Here is an 18,554-nt window from a genome sequence, read left to right on the forward strand (position 1 = left end):
CGATCATTTCTCAGTTAACGATAAGGGGCGCGACACGGTCGATCGGTCGCGGAAACGCTAAGCGTCCAGCGGTGATGGCACACCGGCCTGCCTTGGTGAGCTCGACGGGCTGGCCCTTCCGGACATTGCCCAAGCGATATTGTGCGGTGATCGCGCGAAACAGATCGCGGCGATGGCAGCGCAGCTGCATTTCGAGGTCGGATACGCTCATCGGACGATCGGAGTCGAACAGCGCATTGAGCAAGCCAATCTGCAGCTGCACATCCAGCATGAAAGATTTGCCGTTCTGACGGGCGGGCATGACTGCGGCGTCCGTCATGCAACGTCCTTTCGTTGCAATTGCGCAATCCGATCGCAAGCGACGGTTGCCGTTCGCACCGGTAAAATGCCTCCACATTCTTCGCCGGGGTCGATGTCCTGTGCGGTTTCGGAAAGGGGATAGATGTCGGGTCGAAGAAGGTGGCGCGACACGCCAGTTGCCGCCTCGAGCTTCAATACAAATAGCGGCGGAACCTTCTTGGCGGATTGCAGCCACTTCCAGACTGCTGGCTGCGTAACCTCGCAAATTCGAGCCGTAGCAGACTGTCCACCTGCAATTTCTATAGCCAGCTTCATCGCTTCGAATGGGGTTGGTTTGTCGTCCATCGCTACTACCTATTACCAGATTAATAGGCAGTCAAGTAGCAGACTATGGTTTCGGTCTATAAATTTGGTAATAGGGTGGCTGTATGGTCATCGCTGAACGGCTCCGCCAACGAATGCAGAAGCTGGGCATTTCTCAGAGTGAGTTGGCGCGTCGGTTGGGTGTTACCCAAGGCACAATTGCTCACCTTGTTAATGGACGTACAAACAACTCTGTCCATCTTCCGGCAATTGCGGCCGAACTGGAGACGACGGTCGCCTATCTCAGCGGCGACACTGATAGTCCGTTAGAAGGCGCTCGCATTCCAATGTCGAAGCAAGACATGGCCGAGCAGATGGGCCTCATTGAGATCGAAGAAGTGGATCTGGGGATCGGAATGGGTCTAGCTTATTCGGATGAAATCCCTGTTCAGACTGTCTCGCAGTGGATGCCGGAATCTTGGGTGCGCCAGTTTACAAATGCTCCAGCAAAATTTCTAACGATCGCCCGACCGCGCGGAGATTCGATGTACCCGACCATCAATGATCGGGACATCGTCATCATTGATCGATCGCGCCGCTCCATAGATGAGCAAGAGGGTATCTGGGCGCTATTCTATGGCGGTCTTGGCACGGTTAAGCGCGTGCGCGCCATGCCTGACGGCAGCTATAAGTTGATGGCTGACAACCAACATGTGAGCGATGAAACGGCAGTAGATGGCGAAATGTCTGTTTTCGGTCGCGTCGTCGGGGTAATCCGGCGGACATAAGCGACCTATAACGGAAAGGATGCCGCTGATTGGTCCGAGACTATGAGAAGCGGCTCAACGCCTCGTAGGCCATGATCCTAAACCTTGGCGGCATAAACGTAATGTTCGGTCAAAAATTGCTTTGCGGCTTCAACGCCGTGGCCATCGATAGTAACGCCACGATGATCTTCATACGCCTGGTAACTATTTGTTACAAAATCCCGCAGCGGAACTTCCTTACCTTCGATCATAAAATTGGGCGAGCTATTCACATCTTTAAGTAGGCCATCATAGACCGGCCAGATTACGGCCTCCGACAATTCGTCTTCGACATCAATATCGACCTCAGTAGGCTGAATGCCAATGTGCCTGAGAGCCTGCCGTGCTGTATCTATCAAAATATCTACAGCAGGATGATTGACCGTGTGCATAAATGACCGGTTAAGACTCAGGAACTCGGAAAAATTATAACCTAGAGCCGACCACTCCGAACCCTGCTTGGCAACAGCAGCGTCGTAAAAAGCTTGAAGATTAAGGGACTTGAAAGTGAAGCGGTTAAAAAGCGATGGGACGTAATGCTCTGGAATGCCGAGCGACCAAGCCGCAAAAACAATCGCAGAATGATAAGGTCCGGCAGGACCTGTTAACTGCGTCCCATTTGCGGTCAAATAAACGCAATCGGGGTGAAATCCGGTGAAGGCAATGTAGGGAAACCTGACGACGTGTTTGCAACGAGGTAACAGCGCCGCTTCGGAAAAAAGCCCACTTTTAGGCAGGTAATTTATGAGGCACGCTACGTCACTCAGAGCAACTTCCGACGCCCATGACTCGATGTCATCCCGAACTGGACACGCTCTTTGAATTCTATTCATATGATAAAGTTCAAATTCGTGATTTGGTGCTAATGCCACCATCGCTCGGTGGATAGTGCGAGCCTGACAGTTCCCTACGATCGCAATTTTCACAGACTTGCCTCTATAGCTTCTTCGTCACAAACAATGTGATCTAGGTTTGCCAATACAACTTCTGCATTCTGCTTTTTAGCCAAAGGCGGTGACCCCTTGATATCATGAGGCCGATTTTCCGAAAGATAATGCCGGGAAAATATGCCCATAACTTGCGCGACCCCATCGGGGAGCACAGATCGTAAATCTGTATCGAAATATCCATACCCCGCATGATGCCCGGTTATGATTTCGTATGAAGGGAAGTAAGCTACGTCTCTTATTTCTTTGCTAATCGTTTCAGCAACAACGCGCAAAGCTGATTTGGAATATATGGTAGCAGGAAGCACATGCTGTTTTTCATACGTGGCTATCAACGGTACGGGCGACACGGTCAAAATGACGCGCATCTCAGGATTTATGACGCGCATATTGCTGATGAGTGAGCGCATATCTTCAATCATTGAGAACACATCAGCATTGTGAAATTCATAGTCCGCCGGATCAGCCGGCGTGCCGGCCACGCCCGGTGCGAGAGGTACAACTGCACCATCATGCTTTGACCGCCAAGACTCCGTAAGACCGAGAGTGAATATGAAAACATCCGCTTGTTCAAACATAGCGCGGGTCGCTGCCAGCGACTTGACGCGATCAGCTCGCAATGCCTCAATTGATGTAAATCCGTCCTTTTCGATTTGCGGCCGAAACGGATCTACCCAAGCGCCATTTGATCCATTCCAAGCGTCATCAGTCGGATGAAAAAGGCCGTAGGCTCGTTGAAACAACTGGAGCATCTGGCGTGTGGTATACACGTTACCAAACCGTGCAGGGAACAGCCCATAGTTTTCTTCGATAGCGCCAGGCTCAGTGACAAGGTAGCCGAAACCGTTTTTTGAGAGTGTGCGAGCAATATGTTGAGCAAAACAGCTTCCAGCCGTCGCGATCTTGTCAAATTTGTCGATAGTGAACGGCACAGAGCTGACAGGATCGACTTCGACAGGCTGCATTTTTGCTACAGAGCGGGACCAAAAGTTTTCGTTTGGCAGATTTCTATAAGGGTTTGTCATTGAACTATTTCCCACAACCTACTGCAGCGAAAAAGCGTAACATAAGCCACACTCTGCTGACAATTAATTACGTGGCAGCCGTCTCCATCTTGAGCGCGCCCTGATACCCGCCGCTTTTGTCCAGGCGATGCGTGACTTCGCTGATGAGCCACGTCGTGGCGTCGATCTGGTCCTTATAGCCGGTCACCGTCACGCGGGCTTCGGGCATCGCATCGGGACGCCCCAACGGTAGTGACAGATCGAGCGTGGCAGGCGCGCGCTTCAACCGGTCGCGCTCCGCTGCAGCGGCCCGGCGGGCTGACGCTTCGTCGGGATAGACCTTCCGCAACTTCTTCGCGCCGTCCTGATCGCCGATCGTGAAGGCCTGGCGCTTGGCGGATTTCTTGTCGTGCCAACTTGCCGTCACACCGGCCTGACCGTCGCGCTTCTGCCGCTGCCAGTTGTGCGTTCCGCCCTGATCGCGGCGGATGGTCAGCGTCGGCAGTGCCTTCCCGGTCGACGTCTGCCCAGCGCCCTTGGCCGCAAAGATCAGGTTTTTGTCCTTAATCGTGGCGACGGCATCATTTTCGCGTCCCAGGCGGCGCAGGAAGGCGATATCGCTTTCGCGGCTCTGTGTGACCGACTTGAGCGCGATCGACGCCAGAGCGGGGGCTATGCGCGCCGTGAGACCATTGCGCTCTGCTACATCGCGTAGCACTGCGCCCAGCGTGGTGGCCTTCCAGCTTTTGTCGCGGCGATTCCTGATCGCGCTGGTGAAGTCTGCTGCACGAGCGCGGATCGTGATCTGGTCGGGCGGACCGCTATGCGTGACGTCGTCCACCTTGAAGCTGCCCTTGTCGACCAGCCCGACCGTCACATCGCGGCCCTGCTTCCACCCAAGCTGCAGTTTCAGCACCGCGCCCTCCGGCGGGATGGCCAGACCGCCATCATGATCGGTCAGCACGATGTCCAATTGGTCGGCTTCATCGCCCCGCTTTTCCGATAGGGAGAGCGACACAAGGCGGGGGCGCAGGCGGTCGGACAGGTCTTCCCCGTCGAGCGTCACTCGCCAGTCGGCGATATTGTTGCGGGCGGTCATGCGGCTGCGTCCGCTTGGGCATCATCATCGACGCGCAGGAGGTCGATGCCGAAGTCGATGCGGCGCGGCGTGCCGTCGGCGAACATGTCGGCATGGCGTTCATCGATCCGTTCCAGCACGAAATTGCCGAACACGGTGCCATTGCCCGCGACAAGGGGCAGCGCTTCGCCCTCGTCGGCCATAGCGCGCAGATCGTCCAGAGACACGCGGCCGTCGCTGATTTCGGCATAGACCGCGCCCGACAGGCTGATCGTTTCCGCGCCGGGGCCGACATATTGGGTCGCGTCGCGCGCGCCAACGCGGGGCGCGCGGGCGTGCTGCCAGTCGGTTTTCCGTTGCAGTTCGTCAAAAGCGAGCGAGGGAAGTTCGAAGACGAACATGCCCAGGGCCATCAAATACATGTGCCGCCTCCTTAATCTTCGTCGTGGAAGCCGCGTCCGCGCTTCTCGCGTTCGATCTTTTCCAGCGCTTGGCGTAGCTTGTCCTCTAGATCCTGCGGGTCACCGCTGACGCCATTGAAATGGAAAACATAGGTGTCGCCGTTACGCGCCGTCGTCACAGGGCTGCGTTCAACCGGGCGCGCCGCCGGGGCAGGCGCGGACACCACGGCAGCGCTGGCGGCACCTGTCGTCAAAGCACGGCTGATGGCAGCGGCGCTGTCGAGAATGCGCGGGATGATCGATAGGCGATCCTCGTTGCCTGCCTGCAGGGCCGGTGTTGCGATTGGCGGCACAGCGTCGATCGTGGGGTGCACGATCGGCCATTCGATCGGCCGTGGCGGCTCGATCCGGGGCGCTTCGATCGGGTTGACGATTGGAGCCTGTAACTGGACGGAAGGCAAGACTGGCGCGACGATCGGCCAAGCGACAGGTTTGATCGGTTCGACAGCCTGCGGCCGTGGCCGCTCGCTATCAGGCGGCGCGGGCTGCGCGGAAAGTTGCGGCAGGATGGGGGCTGCGACGGTCGCAGCAGCCATGGCATTGGTCATACGGTCCGCCACCCGCATAACTTGGCGCACCGGTCCACCCGCGTTGTCGGAAAGGCCCTGATCGAGACCCTGCATCACGAAGCCGCCAAGACCAGCAAAGACGCGAGAGGGAGAGTGGATGCCCAGCTTTTCTTTAAACCAGCTCGTCACCTTGCCCGCCGTGTTCGTGACCGTGGATTTCAGCGCGCCCAACATCGAAAGGACGCCGTTGATAAACCCTTGGATCAGATCACGGCCAAAGCGGCTGAAATCGAGGCCGGTAAAATAGGCGAGAACCGGCGCGAAGGCTGCAATGAACAAGCCGATCGGAGAGAATTTGAGAAACATGGACAGCAGCGCGTCGAGCGCACCGCTCGCGAAAGATTTGATGCCTTCCCAAAGCTGACCAAACCAAGCGGTAATGGCGCCCCAATTGTCGTAGATGAGATAGGCGGCGGCGGCGACCGCAGCGATGATCGCGACAATGGCCACCATCCATCCCAGCAGGGCACCCACAGAGATTGTGAGGATGCCCGCCAAGGGCGCGGCGGCGGCGGTGACGGCGGCAAAGCCCAAAGCGACCATGCCAAGGACGATCAATAGGGCTGACCCTACGCCCATGAAGATCATGATGCCCTTCGCCAGCGCCGGATTAGCCTGCGCCCAACCGCGCATGGCGCTGGCGGCAGCGCGCACCTTTTCGGAGACGGCGACGACGGTCGGGAGCAAGGCTTTGCCCATGGTGATGTTGAGGTTGGAAAGCGCATTACCGGCCAGCCCCGTCGCGCCTTCCGACGTGGCGATCCGGTTCAAAAATTCCGCATGCATGGATCCGGCGGTCTGACCCGCGTCCGCGACCAGGTCGAGGCGTTTCTTCAGCCCGTCGAGGTTGGTCAGCATCGGCGCGATGGCGGACACGCTTTCGGAACCGAACAGCTGGGTCAGGATCCCCGACTGTTTGTCTGCATCCAGCTTGCCGATCCGCTCCATGACATCAACGATCGCGCCGGTCGCATCCTTCTGCATGCGCTTGGCGACGTCCGTCGCCGACAGGCCCAAAGAGTCGAAGGCCGCGACCTGCGATTTGGTGGCCGCTTCCCCCTTGGTCAGCGCCAGCATCGTGTTCTTGATGCCGGTCGCCGCGACTTCGCTGGGCACGCCGATACTGTCGAGGGTCGAACCAAGCGCCGCGATCTGGGGCGCGGCAAGCCCCGCGACCTTGCCCAGGGGGCCGATCCGCGTGATGATGTCCGTGACATTCGCTGCCTTGCCACCGAAAGTATTGGTCAGTGCGTTGACGCGGTCGCCCAGGGCGCGCACGCCCGCCTGTGGCAGTTCGAACGCCGTGCGCCATTTGGCCATGGTCTCGCCCGCAATGTCGGCGGTCATATCGAAGGCCACGCCCATTTCGGCGGCGTCGTTGGTAAATTCCAGCAGCTGTTGCCGTTGATTCTTCATCGGCTTGCCCAGCTTATCCATGCCCACGCCCGCCGCACCGGCGGCTGCCGCGATATTGGCGAGTTCGCTGGCCGTCATGGGAATGCGTTCGGATAGATCAAGGAAATCGGTGCCCAGCTGCTCCAGCTGCGGCCCGGCCATGTCCGTCACCTTCCTGACGTCGGCCATCGCGCTTTCGAGCGTCATTGCCTGTTTGACGGCGGCGACCACGGGCGCACCGGCGGCGGTGCCTGCAGCGACCATGCCGATGCCTGCGGAGGTGGCCTTCGCGCTGATGTCGTTCAGCTTGCGACTGTTGGCGGTGGCCTTATCGACCTTGGCAAGGGCATCGGTCTGTTGGTTCAGAGCGCGGTTGGCATCTCGCACCTTGTCCGCGAGGCGATCTTCATGGCTCGCAAGGTCCGTGACATCGACGCCTGCGGCCGACAGCTTGGCCGACAGCTGCTGCAATTCCGCGCCGCCCGCGTCGATCTGGTGGGCAAGCTGGCCGGTTTGGCGCTCTACCTTCTCCATTTCAGCGCGCAGCTTCTTCGTGGGCTTTTCGGTCGCCTCCATCTGCGCGCGCAAGGCGGTCAGGCGTTCCTGCGCCGCCTTATGCGCGGCGATGTCCGCGCCATAGCGCGTCTCCTTTGCCTTGTAGCGATCCATTTCGCTCTGCAGGGCATTGAGGCTTTTGAGTTCATCTTGCGTCTTGGCCAGATCGCGGCGCGCAGCGGACGACGCGCCGGTGATATTCTTGAGCGGCGACGTCACCTTGTCGAGCGCTTCAAGGATGATCTGGAGACGAAGATTTCGGTCCGCCATATGCGCCTATCGCTTTTTCTTGTCGGGTGGGTTGGCGCGGCGCGCGGCCTGCGCGCGCCAGTTCATCAGTTCGGACAGGGCCATCCCGTCCATCGCCTGCGGCGGCCAATGGAAGATGATGGCGATGTCCGCCATCGCGTCATCTACTGCAGCTGGGCATCCGCCTGCTTCGACTTCTGCAGCAAAAAACTGCCGATTTCCGCGCCACAGGCCAGCTGGTCGCACAGGTCCATGTTCGCCGCGTCGGCTTCAGTGATGGTAGGTATGCAGATGCGGGGCAGCAGCTTGATGAGCGCATCGACCTTCAACTGGCCGACATCGACCAGGGACAGGCCGCGCAGTTCGCCTGCCTTGGGCTTGCGCAGCTGGATGAAGGCGATCGTCTTGTCGCCTTTGACGATGGGCGAATCGAGCGTGACGGTGCGCAGGTCGGGGCTATTGGTGTCGGACATGGGTCTCTCCAGATGTCAGGGGGAAGAAAGGTGGCCCGGCGCGTGGCCGGGCCGTCAGTTCAGGATCAGGCCAAAAGGGATCACGAAAGCCCCATCAGGGCGCGGCGTTCTGCCAACAGATCGACGCCGTTCACGATCTCGATCATGTTGAGCGGGTCGATCTTGATTTCGGTGCGGCCGTTCCAGATCAGTTCGTAATAGGCCAGCGCCATGGTGACGCTGAATTCCGTCACCTCGCCGGTCTCCTGATCGCCCATTTCGATTTCGCTATGTCGGCCGCGCACGATCACTTCGATATGATCGACCGCCGCCGTGCTGTCGGTCTGATAGTTGCCGGCAAAGCGGATATAGACGCCGTCGACCGTCGGCGTGCCCCACTGGCGCAGCACGTCGCGCATCGGCGCGCCGCAGGTGAAGGACATTTCCATGGCTTCCATCCCCATGTCCATCGACACGGTGCCGGACATGCCGCCGCCGCGCCATTCCTCCATCTTGCGGGTCAGGGTGGGGAGCGTGACGGTCTTGCTCTCGCCAAGATAAGCCAGACCTTCGTTGAACAGCATCATGTCTTTAAGCGTGCGGGGCATGCCCATGGGCTAACTCCTTGTAGGTGAGGTTCAGGGAAAGGGGGTGTTGGCCGGGGCGATCAGCCCGATGCTGCAAGGCTGGAGAAATCGGCCAGATAGCTGTCGGTGATCCGCTGATTGAAGCCGAGGTCTTCGAGCGGCGGCGGCACGGTATATTCATAGTCGATGCGCAGCTTGCCCGCCTGCAGGCTGGCGACGCTGTTGTTGGCGTCCTTGTAATAGGCGTCGAAGCCGAGCAGCACGCCGCTTGCCACCAGCTGGCGGCCAAAGCCGTTGACGGTGCCCACGATATCCTTCGCCAGCGCCGGGGTCAGCGGCTTGTCCAGCGCCCACAGCATCCCGTTGACGACGGTATCGGCGAGCAGCTGCGCCACGCGCACCGTGCTTTCGAAAGCGAACAGTTCGTCTTCGGACGTGGTGCGGTTGCCCCAGAAGCGATAGCCCGCGTCGGTACGGACAAGAGCCGTGACCTGCGCCTGGTTAAGGATGCCCGCCTCGCTTGCCTGATCCTCGATATCCCAATGGATATCCTGCGTCAGACCGACGACGCCGTTTACGGGCACGTTGGACAGGGTCTTATGCGGGCCGACGGCTTCATCGATATAGGCGCGCAGACCCATGGCGCGGGCGGCGGCGTAGCTGGTGGCATTGGCCTGCGCCGTCGTATCGAAGGCAAGGAAATCAGGGCAGAGCAGCATCAGTTCGCGCGCGCCGAAATTGGCGCGGTAGGTGACGGCGGCCGAGACATTATCGCCCAGCGCGCGGGCATAGGCGAAGCCGCGCAGCTTTTGCGCCACGACGACAAGCGCGGCGGTGACCGCCTGCGTTTCAAGGCCGGGCGCGCCGATGATCTTGGGCTTCACCCCATGCTGCGCCTGGGCGGCCAGCAGCGCCTGCAGACCGGTCTTCTTCCCGTTGGGCAGCGTGGTGCCGATGACATTGGCGGCGGTTTCCGCGTCGGTATCGCCTTCTTCCACCCGAACCACCACGACGATCGGGCGGGCCTGATCGGCGATGGCGCGCAGAGACTTGGCGAGCGTGCCATCGACACCGGCGGACCCGATGGCGGCTTCGACGTCCGTCAGCACGACGGGTGTATCGAGCGGGAAGACTCCAGCGATGGCGTCGGCGGCGGTGGCAACGAGGCCAATGATGGCCGTCGATACGGCGGTAAGCGTGCGCGCGCCGTTGCTGATTTCGAGAAGGGTGATGCCGTGCTTGAAAGCCATGAGCGGATCCTTGGGCTTAGAGGGTGAGCGGGATGGTGAGGCGGGTGCGGCTGTTGGCGGTCGGCGCATCGGTGCGATCCGCATCGATCGTGAGGATGGCAGCGCCGGGCGCAGATCCGGCAGCCAGCGACACGCGGCGCAGGCGCAGCCGCCGTTCCCAGCGGGAAAGCGCCACAGCGGTGGCGGCATAGAGGCGCAGGATATTCGCCCCGGTCATGGGCTGGTCGATGAGGTCAGGCAGCAGCGAGCCATAATCGCGGCGGCCGACGCGGGTGCCGATCATGGTCGACAGGATATCCTGCACCGATTGGCGGATATGATCGATGCCATCGAGCGCCGTGCCGGTGGTGCGGGACATGCCGGTCATCAGGCGGGCGCTCCGGTCTGGGCCGTGCCAGCCTGGACGCCGCCATGCTTGTGGCCTTTGAGGCTCTTGCCGCCGCCCACAACATCAATGTCGGCGGTCGCGGTGCCGCTGATCTGGACGTCGTCATTGACGGTCAGCGGCCCGTTGATGGTGACGGGGCCGTTGATCGTCGCGCCGCCGGGTGCATCGACCACTGCCGTGCCGCCATCCGGGAGCGAAACCGTCAGCGCATGAGCCGCATGATCGTAGATGATCCGCGCGCCGTCGATAAATTCAATATGGGTGACGTCGGCGCTGGAGGCCGGGGCCGGGAAGGCATCGCAAAAGATCGCGGGCAGAACGACACCGTTCTGCAGGTCGCCTTCGGGACAGAAGACGAGGCATTGTTCGCCCATGACGGGCGGTGACCAGATGCGCACAGTGCCAGCGCGGGGCGTGATCCAATGGAGCGGGCCGGTTTCGATGTCGCCCAGCTGCACGGTGCAAGTTGCGTCGGCATGATCGACCGATGCGACCGACCCGATCTGGATCGTCTCGCCGGTCATATATTCGTTGTCGGATGCACGTTGCGCCATGGGCGGACCATGACGCGGGTTTGAAAGCGTTTCGCGCCCGCGCATTTGGACAGGCGCTAGTCCAAATGCGCGGGCGTTTTGGCTTAGGCTTCGACAGCGCCTTCCACCGGTGCGACGGCGATGACACCCAGGCTGATCTTGGCGGCAACGCCATTGGCCACTTCTGCGACCCGCACGGCGGTGGCGGCCTTATCATAAGCGCCGCTATCCTTGAGGACTGCATTCACGTCGCGCTTATGGACGATGTCGCCGCTGGTGAAGGTAACAGGGACGCTCTTGGTTTCGGCATTATACGTGCCGATCTTGGTGGTCAGTTCAGACATGGGAAGATCCTTCAGGCAGAGGGTAGAACGGGCCATTCGATCGCATGAAGATCGGTGGCGGTTTCCGGGAGGTCGCGGAGCGCCTGGCGATAGAGCCGCCATGCTTCGCGCCGATCGTTGGTGAGCGGGGCATCAGGCATCTGAGTGAAGTCACTGGCCGCCAGCAAATGATCGCGGTGGCGGCGCAGATCCGACAGCAACTGCATATCCGAGGGCGCGGGCGGCGGCATCGCGACCGGGCGGCCATCGGCATCCGCGACGATCGCCAGACCGGCAGACTGTTCGGCCATCAACCGGGCATGGCGATCCGCGTCGATGGCGCAGGCATCGGACGGAATGTCCTGGCCGTGTATCGCTTCGGTGTAGAAGCCGCCGGTGGAGGGTGAATAGAAATAGGACAAGGCTTATCTCCCAAGGGCGAACCAGAAGGCGGCGGTGCCAGCGCTGGATGGATTGAGCGAAGAGGATGCATGGCCGACCGTCATGCTTATGCGGGTCAGGTTGCCGGTCGCGGCCCAGGCCGAAGGCACCGCGCCCGATTGATTGCTGGCATAGGCCGCCATGCATTCGGTAGGGAAGGCGATGGGGAAGGTCACATTGTTGACGCCGCCCGATGGCGCAACGACATTGCCCCATTGCAAAATCAGGCCGCCGGGCAGCTTCTGATATCCGTTGCCCGTCAGCAGCGCGCCGAAATCAAGCAGACGGGCGAAGGCGGATGCCTCCTGACCATCCAGCAGATCTGCGTCGATACCGCTGCCGCTGCCATCGACGGTCAGCAGTTTCGCCCGGACGTCGGCAGCGGAATAGGCGGTTATATTGAGCGGCGTGTAGCCCAGGCGCGCGGTTATGTCGGCATAATAGCTGCCCTGCTGGCCATCAAGCAGATCCGCGTCCAGGCCGCTGCCAGAGCCGTCGTTCCCCGCGTCCCAGACCAGATGACCCTGCCGGGTCATGATGCGCTGGACATTGAACGGGTCGGTCTGGCTGGGGATGCTGAATATCGGCTGCTGGCCACTGCCATCGTCGCGATAGAGGACGAGATTGCCATCGCTCTGCATGGCAAGGCGGCCCACGCCTACGCCGCCAGAATTAAGCGACAGGGAGGGACTGCCGACCTGGGCGATTTCCAGCGAACCCGACATGGTATCGCCCGTTTTGTTGACGGGCGTGAAGCCAAGGCGCGCAATGATGTTGCTGTAATAGCTGCCATCCTGCCCATCGAGCAGATCGGCGTCGAGGCCGCTTCCGCTGCCATCGACTGTCAGCAGCTTCGTGCGTACATCGGCGGCAGTGTAGGCGGTGACATTGAGCGGGGTGTAACCCAGGCGGGCGACAATGTTGCTGTAATAGCCGCCGTCCTGCCCATCGAGCAGATCGGCGTCGAGGCCAGAGCCGCTACCGTCCACGGTCAGCAGCTTCGCCCGCACGTCGGCGGCGGTATAGGCGGCGTTGTCGAGCGGGGTGTAGCCCAGGCGGGCGACGACGTTGCTGTAATAGCTGCCGTCCTGTCCATCGAGCAGATCAGCGTCGAGGCCGCTGCCGGACCCATCATTGCCCGCATCCCATACCAGATGCCCCTGCCGCGTCATGACCCGCTGCACATTGAACGGGTCTGTCTGGCTAGGGATGCTGAAAATCGGGCGCTGGCCGCTGCCATCGTCACGATACAGGACGAGGTTGCCATCGCTCTGCATCGCCAGACGCCCGACCGCCACGCCGCCGGAATTCAGGGCCAGATAAGGGCTGCCGACATGACTGATTTCCAGCGAACCAGACATGGTGTCGCCTGCCTTGTTCACCGGCGTGAAGCCAAGGCGGCCACGAATGTCGGCATAGTAGCTGCCGTCCTGCCCATCGAGCAGATCGGCGTCCACACCGGACCCGCTGCCATCAACGGTCAGTAGCTTTGCTCGCACGTCGGCGGCTGTGTAGGCGGTCATATTAAGCGGCGTGTAACCCAGGCGGGCCACGATATTGGTGTAGTAGCTGCCATGCTGGCCATCCAGCAAATCGGCATCCAGACCCGAGCCAGCGCCGTCATTGCCAGCATCCCACACCAGAAAGCCCTGCCGCGTCATGACCCGCTGCACATTGAACGGGTCGGTCTGGCTGGGGATGCTGAATATCGGCTTCTGACCAGCGCCGTCGTCGCGGTACAGGACGAGATTGCCATCACTCTGCATCGCCAGACGACCGACGCCCACCCCACCCGAGTTGAGCGACAGCGACGCGCTGCCCAAATAGGAAATTTCAAGCGGCCCCGACATGGTGTCGCCCGCTTTGTTGACGGGTGTGAAGCCAAGGCGTGCGCGCACGTCGGCGTAGTAGCTGCCCTGCTGACCATCGAGCAAATCCGCGTCGAGGCCGGAACCCGCCCCATCATTATCCTTGTGCCAGATCGCCGCATTGTTGACGCCGAAGCGTGAATCGAGCCACGCGAACACGGCTTCCTTCAATTCACGGGTCGCGGGCACGCGAAAATTGTCTATGCCCGCGATGGCTTCGGCCCGCGTCGCCAGTTCGACTACGCCCTGCCGTTCGGTGGTAGCCGGCGGATTGGTGAAATTGGTCGCGCCAAAGGTGATGCTGCTGGCGTTAACGTCCATGAAGCTGGCGTCGAGGGCAAGCAGCAGGATCGCCTGCGCCGATTTTTCCATGATTGGGCTGGCCTGCCCGTACAGCGCGAACAGCGTGCCATCTGACAGATAGAGGCCGAACGATCGCAGCGCGTAGACGGCGGTGGTTTCGTCGCGAATGACCAGATGAATCGTATCGTCGCCGACATACTCTCCCGCGATCGTCGCGATTTTTTTGATTTCGCCAGGAAGCGCCGTTGCAGTGACCGTGGGCGCGACCGCCGTACTGGAAACGCCGCAATGACTGATACGAACGGGAGCGGTGCCGTTGCCTTCCGCGTTGATAAGTGCCGCGCGACCCGCGTTGGTGATGGTGAGGATGATGTCGCTCATTGTCGAAGCTACCGTGCTGGAGGGATCTGGGCTGGAGGGCTCTGGGCTGGAGGGCTCTGGGCTGGAGGGATCAGGCGCAGAAGAAGGCGAAGCCGACCGTGCGGGCGGCACCGGATCGGTTTTCGAGATAGATCGAGCCGCCAGCGGCAGTGATCGTCATCCGGTTGTCGAGACCGGTCGTGCCGGTCGGTGTGGTGGCGGGCATCAGATCGACAAGCGACCCTTTGTAACCGAGATTGAGTGCGCCATCGGAGGCCCGGAAATAGGCCTCCCCAAACAGGTTTTGCGCATTCACGACCCAGAATTTGATGATGCCCGAATTTGTAGGGGGCGTGATTTTCAGCACGCCATCGTCCGCTATGCCGACGCCCGCTTCGTTCGATCGGAAGTTTTTCGAATAGACGGTGCCATCCTTGCGGATCGACGCGATCTTCGCACCGCCATATTCATTTTCCATGACCCGCAGCACGTCGCCGGACCCGCCCGCGTGAAGATCGACGGCGGCGATCGTCGGCTTGATCGCCTGTTCGCCATAGCCCATCGCAAAGGCGGTTTGAGGCGTGTCCCCGCCGACGCTGAACGCCTGTGCCAGGAAAGCGCCGCGGATTCCGGCACCAGTCTGGCCGACAAAGGCGTAGTCGATGGACGAGCCATAATAGGCGCTGCTATTCTGCGTCCATTGGGCGCTGCCGTTGCCGCCAAAGGTCGTGGGAACGACCCCGACACGTCGGATGCCGACCATGAACCCCGTCAGGATGCCTGCATGGCCATCCTTGCCAACACCATAGAGGCGGCCGACGCGCAGCTTCGCCGCGCCGCCCTGGCCGGTCACCGTTCCCCGGATCCCCCGGCAGGCGGCGTTGGGATCATCGGCCTCCGAAACCATCTCGAACTTGTAGCCGATGCTCTCATTGTCGAGGCCGCTGCCGTCCTTGCCGACATGCCCTTCCACGAACAGGATCGAATCCTGTTGGTTCTGTCCTCGCGGATCCATCCTGTCGGCGCGCAGATGCATGAAGGCATCGCCATAGCGGCCCGATCGCGCGGCACCGCCAGCAGCGTCGCCCCATTCGCGATGCTGACCGCAACGCAAGACCATGCCCGGCATGCCTGACGGCAGCACCGCCCCATCTGCGCGCCAGGTGATCTGTTTGCGCTGCTGGCGTCCGGTGCCAATATCGATCAGCGGGATGGTGAGCGTGGCCGGATCGAGCGCAGACCAGTCGCCTACGGGCACGATGATGGTCCCGCCCGCATTAGGCATGGCGTCGATCGCCGCTTGAAACTTCGTCGTGAGGACAGCGGCATTATCATTTGCCGCAGGGGCAATATTGACGATGCTCTGCGTCAGCCGGAAAAAGTCTTTGCCCTGAAATCCGCCAGCGGCGAGGTCTTCAGACGAGATGATCCGTGCAGGCACTGTCATTTTGCGGCTCCGTAAATGTAGACGCCGCCGACGCCGCGCAGATAGCTGCCATCAGCGCCCATGAGCAGCTGATAGCCTTCCGGCGGCATGGGGGGCGGTTCGTTGACTTGAAGCGCGTTGAGGCGCGCATAGGCGACGGGCCGGGCAGCGGCGATCACGCCGACATCGGCTCTGGCGGTCAGTCCCTGGGTGAAGGTAAAATGCGAGCGAACCGGCTTTGCGCGAATGACTTCGGCAATGACCTGATCGACAAAGGCGGCGGACGACGGGACGCCGTTCTGATTGAGATTGAGCGACAGGGTGAAGGTGTGCGGCTCCCCCTTCGGTTCGGTCTGCCACCATTCACGGATAGCGACGGAGCCGCCGAAGCTGGCGACGACGTCGCGCACGGACGCCGCCGTGCCTTTACGCCGGGCAATGGGGATTGCCTGACGGACGCGCGCGCGCTTGATGGTTTCCGGCCAGTCGGATGACCAGTTGTCGAGGCTCAACTCCCACGCCAGCCATGGCAGGATCGAAACCGACAGGTTCGCGGGCTGACGATAGGTGCGGATCTGCACCGGCATATCCGTGCGCGCAGCCGCGATCTGTTCGAGCGCCTTTTCCAGCGCCGTCGATCCGGGTGGCAGGATGGTCGGCCGAGTCATGGCCTCACTCGCCAACGCCAGCATAAGTGATGGCCTGCCCGGTGCAGTAAGGCGCTTGGGTCCGCGCAACGACGATGTCAGCCGCCGGGCTGGTCAGGGTGACATTCTGGACGCCCTCGACATGCAGCGCGGCAAAGATGCCGGACCGGGTGATGTCGCGCCCGATGCGATGGCTGTCTGCGATATAGGCGGCCAACTTCGCCTGCGCGGCGGCGATCACCACGCCACCGTCAGGCCCGCTGAACGTCGTTAGAGTAGCGACGATCGTATAGTTGACGATCTGCGCCGATTGAACGGTGACATAGTCGGTCAGCGGGCGGCGGGTTTCATCGGTCAGATAGGCGGCGACCGTATCGACCAGAGCCTGTGACGCGGCCCCGGCTCCGTTGCGCGAAAGCACGGATACCAGGACATGGCCCGGCTCCGGACTGGTCGCGCTGGCGTCCAGCACATCGGGATGCGCGGACAGGGCATGATAGATGTAGGCGCCCTCCGGCCCCGCTACCGAATAGCCTTCGGGGGACAGCACAATACGGCGGCGAAAATCCGTGTCGCTTTCCATGATGGCGGCGATGTTCAGCACCGTGTCCGGTGGCGTCAGGGTGAGGCGCGCCACGCCCAACAGCGCGCCCAGATTGTCGAGGTCCGCCCCGACCGCATAGGCGACCATCACGCCGCGCAGCGCGTCGTTGATGCGCTGACGCAGGATCAGTTCGCGATAGGCGAAAACCTGCAGCAGCTTCGTGGCCGGATCGCTCTCACGCGCGACGAAATCCGGCACCAATCCAATAAATTCGGCAAGGGCGGCGGCATAGATCGTCTCGAAATCCAGCGCCTCGATAATGGTGGGCGCAGGGAGGCGGGACAGATCAACAGCGGTGAAGGTAGCATCGGCCATGGCGGCCACTTCGGCGGCAGGCCGGGGGCCGCGCCAGCCCCGGCATTTGGACAGGCGCTAGTCCAAATGCGTCAGGCTTCCGCCATATGGCTATAGAGCAAATCGAGCAGCCTTTCCCGATCCGCCGCTGTCGCGCCAAGCAGTTCGCGCTGGGGATAATCCACCGGCTTGGCGCGGATCGAAGGTCGATCGCGCAGGCCGCGTTGATGGACATTCGCGATGGCTGACACCTTGCCGCTGAATCCGACCCACAGGCTTTGATCGTCCGCGCCGGTCCTGAGAAATCGCGCTGAGGACAGGCGGCGGAACATGGCGCGCCGACGGATGCCGCCCCGGCGGCGCAGCTTGCCACCGCTACGGTTGGCGTGTTCGGGTGGGACAGGCAGCCATTTGACGATCTTGGAAAATTCGAAGGTGCGGATGGCGCCTGCGTCGATGTCGAAGCCGGTCATCTTCTGGCCCGCCCCCCAAGTGAAGCTTTTCATGATGACCCGGCGCGGTTCCCCACTGCCGCCAGAGGGGTAGAGGAAACAGGCCGCGCCGCGTCCTGAGATGGGCGGTTCCTTCTTCTTGCGCGGCGCAAAAGCGCTGCCATCGGGCGCGTGTTGGCCCGCGATTCGTTCGCGCTGGCCAGCGCCCAGATCGCGCGCCATGCGGCGCATCAGGGTGCGCCGCTGGCCCGATGACAGGCCGCGCAGTAGAGCTCCTGCAATGCGTTCGATTTCGGCGAGTTCGTCCGTCATGGCATCAGGCGTCCGGGGGAATCGCCGGGGTCAGCACGGCGTCGGGGTCGGACGATTCCAGCAGCAGTTCGACATTGCCGAAGCCCTGCCGGAAATTGGCCGTCACGCCATCGAACGCGTGACCATAGTCCGGTTCGGGCGGATGGACGATATTCCAGCCCTTGCCGTCCGCCGACATGGTGACCAGTACGGCTTCGGTAAGGTCGATCGACAGTTCGATGTCATAAGCCTGACTGTCGAGCAACTCGGAACGGAAGGCGAAAGGCGCGCTGTCGTTGCGGGCGAGCAGCTGCGGCTGTTCCTTTTCGATCCACGCCAGCACCGGCACGATCAGATGATCGGGATCCCCGGCATAATCGGTCAGCAGCACCTTCAGGCTGTAGCTATAGGCGAAGGACAGGGTGGCGGATCGGCGCGCATTGATGCCGCCTTCCTCAAAGAAAATCTGCAGGCGATCGGGATGGGTTTTCAGATCGGGCAGGCAGGCGGTCAGCCAGCGCCGCAGACTATCGCCCTTGCGCATTGGGTTGCCCCTTGTCCTGGGCGATCCGCACCTGCCGCTGCAATTCGATCAGCGTCATGCGGATCTGGCCCGCCACATCATAGAGGTCGGCCAAACTGCCATGGCACTGCGCGCCGGTCATCTC

23 protein-coding genes are annotated in these 18,554 nt (G+C 61.3%); 1 reads left to right on the plus strand and 22 read right to left on the minus strand.

The window, feature by feature from the left end:
- Positions 1–10: 10 nt before the first annotated feature.
- Positions 11–319, minus strand: coding sequence for a hypothetical protein (locus tag KRZ98_RS13380; protein WP_217673989.1), 309 nt, complete (start codon positions 317–319; stop codon positions 11–13).
- The gene (locus KRZ98_RS13385) at positions 316–645 is read right to left on the minus strand and encodes a YdaS family helix-turn-helix protein (protein WP_217673990.1); all 330 of its coding nucleotides are present in this window, start codon (positions 643–645) and stop codon (positions 316–318) included. The genes KRZ98_RS13380 and KRZ98_RS13385 overlap by 4 nt, the downstream gene beginning before the upstream one ends.
- 83 nt (positions 646–728) lie before the next feature.
- Here KRZ98_RS13385 and KRZ98_RS13390 point away from each other — a divergent pair, with 83 nt between their 5' ends.
- The gene (locus KRZ98_RS13390) at positions 729–1,391 is read left to right on the plus strand and encodes a LexA family transcriptional regulator (RefSeq protein ID WP_217673991.1); all 663 of its coding nucleotides are present in this window, start codon (positions 729–731) and stop codon (positions 1,389–1,391) included.
- Positions 1,392–1,468: 77 nt separating this feature from the next.
- Here the strand turns inward: KRZ98_RS13390 and KRZ98_RS13395 are convergent, their stop codons facing one another.
- The 20 genes from KRZ98_RS13395 to KRZ98_RS13490 form a co-directional block, all read right to left on the minus strand.
- The gene (locus KRZ98_RS13395) at positions 1,469–2,335 is read right to left on the minus strand and encodes a WcbI family polysaccharide biosynthesis putative acetyltransferase (RefSeq protein WP_217673992.1); all 867 of its coding nucleotides are present in this window, start codon (positions 2,333–2,335) and stop codon (positions 1,469–1,471) included.
- Positions 2,332–3,381, minus strand: coding sequence for a GSCFA domain-containing protein (locus tag KRZ98_RS13400; protein WP_217673993.1), 1,050 nt, complete (start codon positions 3,379–3,381; stop codon positions 2,332–2,334). The genes KRZ98_RS13395 and KRZ98_RS13400 overlap by 4 nt, the downstream gene beginning before the upstream one ends.
- A 67-nt stretch (positions 3,382–3,448) precedes the next feature.
- Positions 3,449–4,459, minus strand: a complete 1,011-nt coding sequence (locus KRZ98_RS13405; RefSeq protein ID WP_217673994.1) for a contractile injection system protein, VgrG/Pvc8 family — start codon at positions 4,457–4,459, stop codon at positions 3,449–3,451.
- Positions 4,456–4,860, minus strand: a complete 405-nt coding sequence (locus KRZ98_RS13410) for a phage tail protein (protein WP_217673995.1) — start codon at positions 4,858–4,860, stop codon at positions 4,456–4,458. The genes KRZ98_RS13405 and KRZ98_RS13410 overlap by 4 nt, the downstream gene beginning before the upstream one ends.
- 11 nt (positions 4,861–4,871) lie before the next feature.
- Positions 4,872–7,688, minus strand: a complete 2,817-nt coding sequence (locus tag KRZ98_RS13415) for a phage tail tape measure protein (protein ID WP_217673996.1) — start codon at positions 7,686–7,688, stop codon at positions 4,872–4,874.
- Between the two features lie 6 nt (positions 7,689–7,694).
- A complete protein-coding gene (locus tag KRZ98_RS13420) occupies positions 7,695–7,823 on the minus strand; it encodes a GpE family phage tail protein (RefSeq protein ID WP_217673997.1) in 129 nt (42 codons plus the stop codon).
- 8 nt (positions 7,824–7,831) lie between these two features.
- A complete protein-coding gene (locus KRZ98_RS13425) occupies positions 7,832–8,140 on the minus strand; it encodes a phage tail assembly protein (RefSeq protein ID WP_217673998.1) in 309 nt (102 codons plus the stop codon).
- Between the two features lie 80 nt (positions 8,141–8,220).
- Positions 8,221–8,733, minus strand: a complete 513-nt coding sequence (locus tag KRZ98_RS13430; protein WP_217673999.1) for a phage major tail tube protein — start codon at positions 8,731–8,733, stop codon at positions 8,221–8,223.
- Between the two features lie 53 nt (positions 8,734–8,786).
- Positions 8,787–9,956 (minus strand): phage tail sheath subtilisin-like domain-containing protein, encoded by a 1,170-nt coding sequence (locus KRZ98_RS13435; protein WP_217674000.1) that lies wholly within the window; start codon positions 9,954–9,956, stop codon positions 8,787–8,789.
- A 16-nt stretch (positions 9,957–9,972) separates the two neighbouring features.
- On the minus strand, positions 9,973–10,323 hold the full coding sequence (locus KRZ98_RS13440) for a GPW/gp25 family protein (RefSeq protein WP_217674001.1): 351 nt from the start codon (positions 10,321–10,323) through the stop codon (positions 9,973–9,975).
- Positions 10,323–10,898 carry a phage baseplate assembly protein V gene (locus KRZ98_RS13445; RefSeq protein ID WP_217674002.1) on the minus strand — a complete coding sequence of 192 codons (576 nt, stop codon included), beginning with the start codon at positions 10,896–10,898 and terminating at the stop codon, positions 10,323–10,325. Before KRZ98_RS13445 ends, KRZ98_RS13440 begins: the two co-directional genes overlap by 1 nt.
- An 83-nt stretch (positions 10,899–10,981) precedes the next feature.
- Positions 10,982–11,221 carry a hypothetical protein gene (locus tag KRZ98_RS13450; RefSeq protein ID WP_217674003.1) on the minus strand — a complete coding sequence of 80 codons (240 nt, stop codon included), beginning with the start codon at positions 11,219–11,221 and terminating at the stop codon, positions 10,982–10,984.
- Between the two features lie 11 nt (positions 11,222–11,232).
- Positions 11,233–11,622, minus strand: a complete 390-nt coding sequence (locus KRZ98_RS13455; protein WP_217674004.1) for a tail fiber assembly protein — start codon at positions 11,620–11,622, stop codon at positions 11,233–11,235.
- Positions 11,623–11,625: 3 nt separating this feature from the next.
- Complete coding sequence (locus KRZ98_RS13460) at positions 11,626–14,193, minus strand: phage tail protein (RefSeq protein WP_217674005.1); 2,568 nt, start codon at positions 14,191–14,193, stop codon at positions 11,626–11,628.
- 70 nt (positions 14,194–14,263) lie between these two features.
- On the minus strand, positions 14,264–15,619 hold the full coding sequence (locus KRZ98_RS13465; protein ID WP_217674006.1) for a hypothetical protein: 1,356 nt from the start codon (positions 15,617–15,619) through the stop codon (positions 14,264–14,266).
- The gene (locus KRZ98_RS13470) at positions 15,616–16,266 is read right to left on the minus strand and encodes a phage tail protein I (protein ID WP_217674007.1); all 651 of its coding nucleotides are present in this window, start codon (positions 16,264–16,266) and stop codon (positions 15,616–15,618) included. The genes KRZ98_RS13465 and KRZ98_RS13470 overlap by 4 nt, the downstream gene beginning before the upstream one ends.
- A gap of 4 nt (positions 16,267–16,270) precedes the next feature.
- Entirely contained in the window at positions 16,271–17,164 is an 894-nt protein-coding gene (locus tag KRZ98_RS13475) for a baseplate J/gp47 family protein (RefSeq protein WP_217674008.1), read from the minus strand.
- A 71-nt stretch (positions 17,165–17,235) separates the two neighbouring features.
- Entirely contained in the window at positions 17,236–17,907 is a 672-nt protein-coding gene (locus tag KRZ98_RS13480) for a phage virion morphogenesis protein (protein ID WP_217674009.1), read from the minus strand.
- Positions 17,908–17,911: 4 nt separating this feature from the next.
- Positions 17,912–18,430: a phage tail protein gene (locus KRZ98_RS13485; RefSeq protein WP_217674010.1), complete on the minus strand. Its 519-nt coding sequence runs from the start codon at positions 18,428–18,430 to the stop codon at positions 17,912–17,914.
- Positions 18,414–18,551: a hypothetical protein gene (locus tag KRZ98_RS13490; protein ID WP_254798413.1), complete on the minus strand. Its 138-nt coding sequence runs from the start codon at positions 18,549–18,551 to the stop codon at positions 18,414–18,416. The genes KRZ98_RS13485 and KRZ98_RS13490 overlap by 17 nt, the downstream gene beginning before the upstream one ends.
- Between the last annotated feature and the right edge of the window lie 3 nt (positions 18,552–18,554).

Origin of the sequence: Sphingobium sp. AS12, from assembly GCF_019097845.1 — a bacterium.
In the GTDB taxonomy this organism is placed as follows: Bacteria; Pseudomonadota; Alphaproteobacteria; order Sphingomonadales; family Sphingomonadaceae; genus Sphingobium.

Bases quoted from the DNA above. Each gene is read 5' to 3' on its own strand.
- KRZ98_RS13490 (WP_254798413.1), bottom strand. From the start codon at position 18,551: ATGACCGGCGCGCAGTGCCATGGCAGTTTGGCCGACCTCTATGATGTG.
- KRZ98_RS13420 (WP_217673997.1), bottom strand. From the start codon at position 7,823: ATGGCGGACATCGCCATCATCTTCCATTGGCCGCCGCAGGCGATGGAC.
- KRZ98_RS13410 (WP_217673995.1), bottom strand. From the start codon at position 4,860: ATGTATTTGATGGCCCTGGGCATGTTCGTCTTCGAACTTCCCTCGCTC.
- KRZ98_RS13380 (WP_217673989.1), bottom strand. From the start codon at position 319: ATGACGGACGCCGCAGTCATGCCCGCCCGTCAGAACGGCAAATCTTTC.
- KRZ98_RS13390 (WP_217673991.1), top strand. From the start codon at position 729: ATGGTCATCGCTGAACGGCTCCGCCAACGAATGCAGAAGCTGGGCATT.
- KRZ98_RS13460 (WP_217674005.1), bottom strand. From the start codon at position 14,193: ATGAGCGACATCATCCTCACCATCACCAACGCGGGTCGCGCGGCACTT.
- KRZ98_RS13465 (WP_217674006.1), bottom strand. From the start codon at position 15,619: ATGACAGTGCCTGCACGGATCATCTCGTCTGAAGACCTCGCCGCTGGC.
- KRZ98_RS13415 (WP_217673996.1), bottom strand. From the start codon at position 7,688: ATGGCGGACCGAAATCTTCGTCTCCAGATCATCCTTGAAGCGCTCGAC.
- KRZ98_RS13405 (WP_217673994.1), bottom strand. From the start codon at position 4,459: ATGACCGCCCGCAACAATATCGCCGACTGGCGAGTGACGCTCGACGGG.
- KRZ98_RS13485 (WP_217674010.1), bottom strand. From the start codon at position 18,430: ATGCGCAAGGGCGATAGTCTGCGGCGCTGGCTGACCGCCTGCCTGCCC.
- KRZ98_RS13475 (WP_217674008.1), bottom strand. From the start codon at position 17,164: ATGGCCGATGCTACCTTCACCGCTGTTGATCTGTCCCGCCTCCCTGCG.
- KRZ98_RS13440 (WP_217674001.1), bottom strand. From the start codon at position 10,323: ATGACCGGCATGTCCCGCACCACCGGCACGGCGCTCGATGGCATCGAT.
- KRZ98_RS13445 (WP_217674002.1), bottom strand. From the start codon at position 10,898: ATGGCGCAACGTGCATCCGACAACGAATATATGACCGGCGAGACGATC.
- KRZ98_RS13450 (WP_217674003.1), bottom strand. From the start codon at position 11,221: ATGTCTGAACTGACCACCAAGATCGGCACGTATAATGCCGAAACCAAG.
- KRZ98_RS13385 (WP_217673990.1), bottom strand. From the start codon at position 645: ATGGACGACAAACCAACCCCATTCGAAGCGATGAAGCTGGCTATAGAA.
- KRZ98_RS13470 (WP_217674007.1), bottom strand. From the start codon at position 16,266: ATGACTCGGCCGACCATCCTGCCACCCGGATCGACGGCGCTGGAAAAG.
- KRZ98_RS13435 (WP_217674000.1), bottom strand. From the start codon at position 9,956: ATGGCTTTCAAGCACGGCATCACCCTTCTCGAAATCAGCAACGGCGCG.
- KRZ98_RS13425 (WP_217673998.1), bottom strand. From the start codon at position 8,140: ATGTCCGACACCAATAGCCCCGACCTGCGCACCGTCACGCTCGATTCG.
- KRZ98_RS13480 (WP_217674009.1), bottom strand. From the start codon at position 17,907: ATGACGGACGAACTCGCCGAAATCGAACGCATTGCAGGAGCTCTACTG.
- KRZ98_RS13400 (WP_217673993.1), bottom strand. From the start codon at position 3,381: ATGACAAACCCTTATAGAAATCTGCCAAACGAAAACTTTTGGTCCCGC.
- KRZ98_RS13430 (WP_217673999.1), bottom strand. From the start codon at position 8,733: ATGGGCATGCCCCGCACGCTTAAAGACATGATGCTGTTCAACGAAGGT.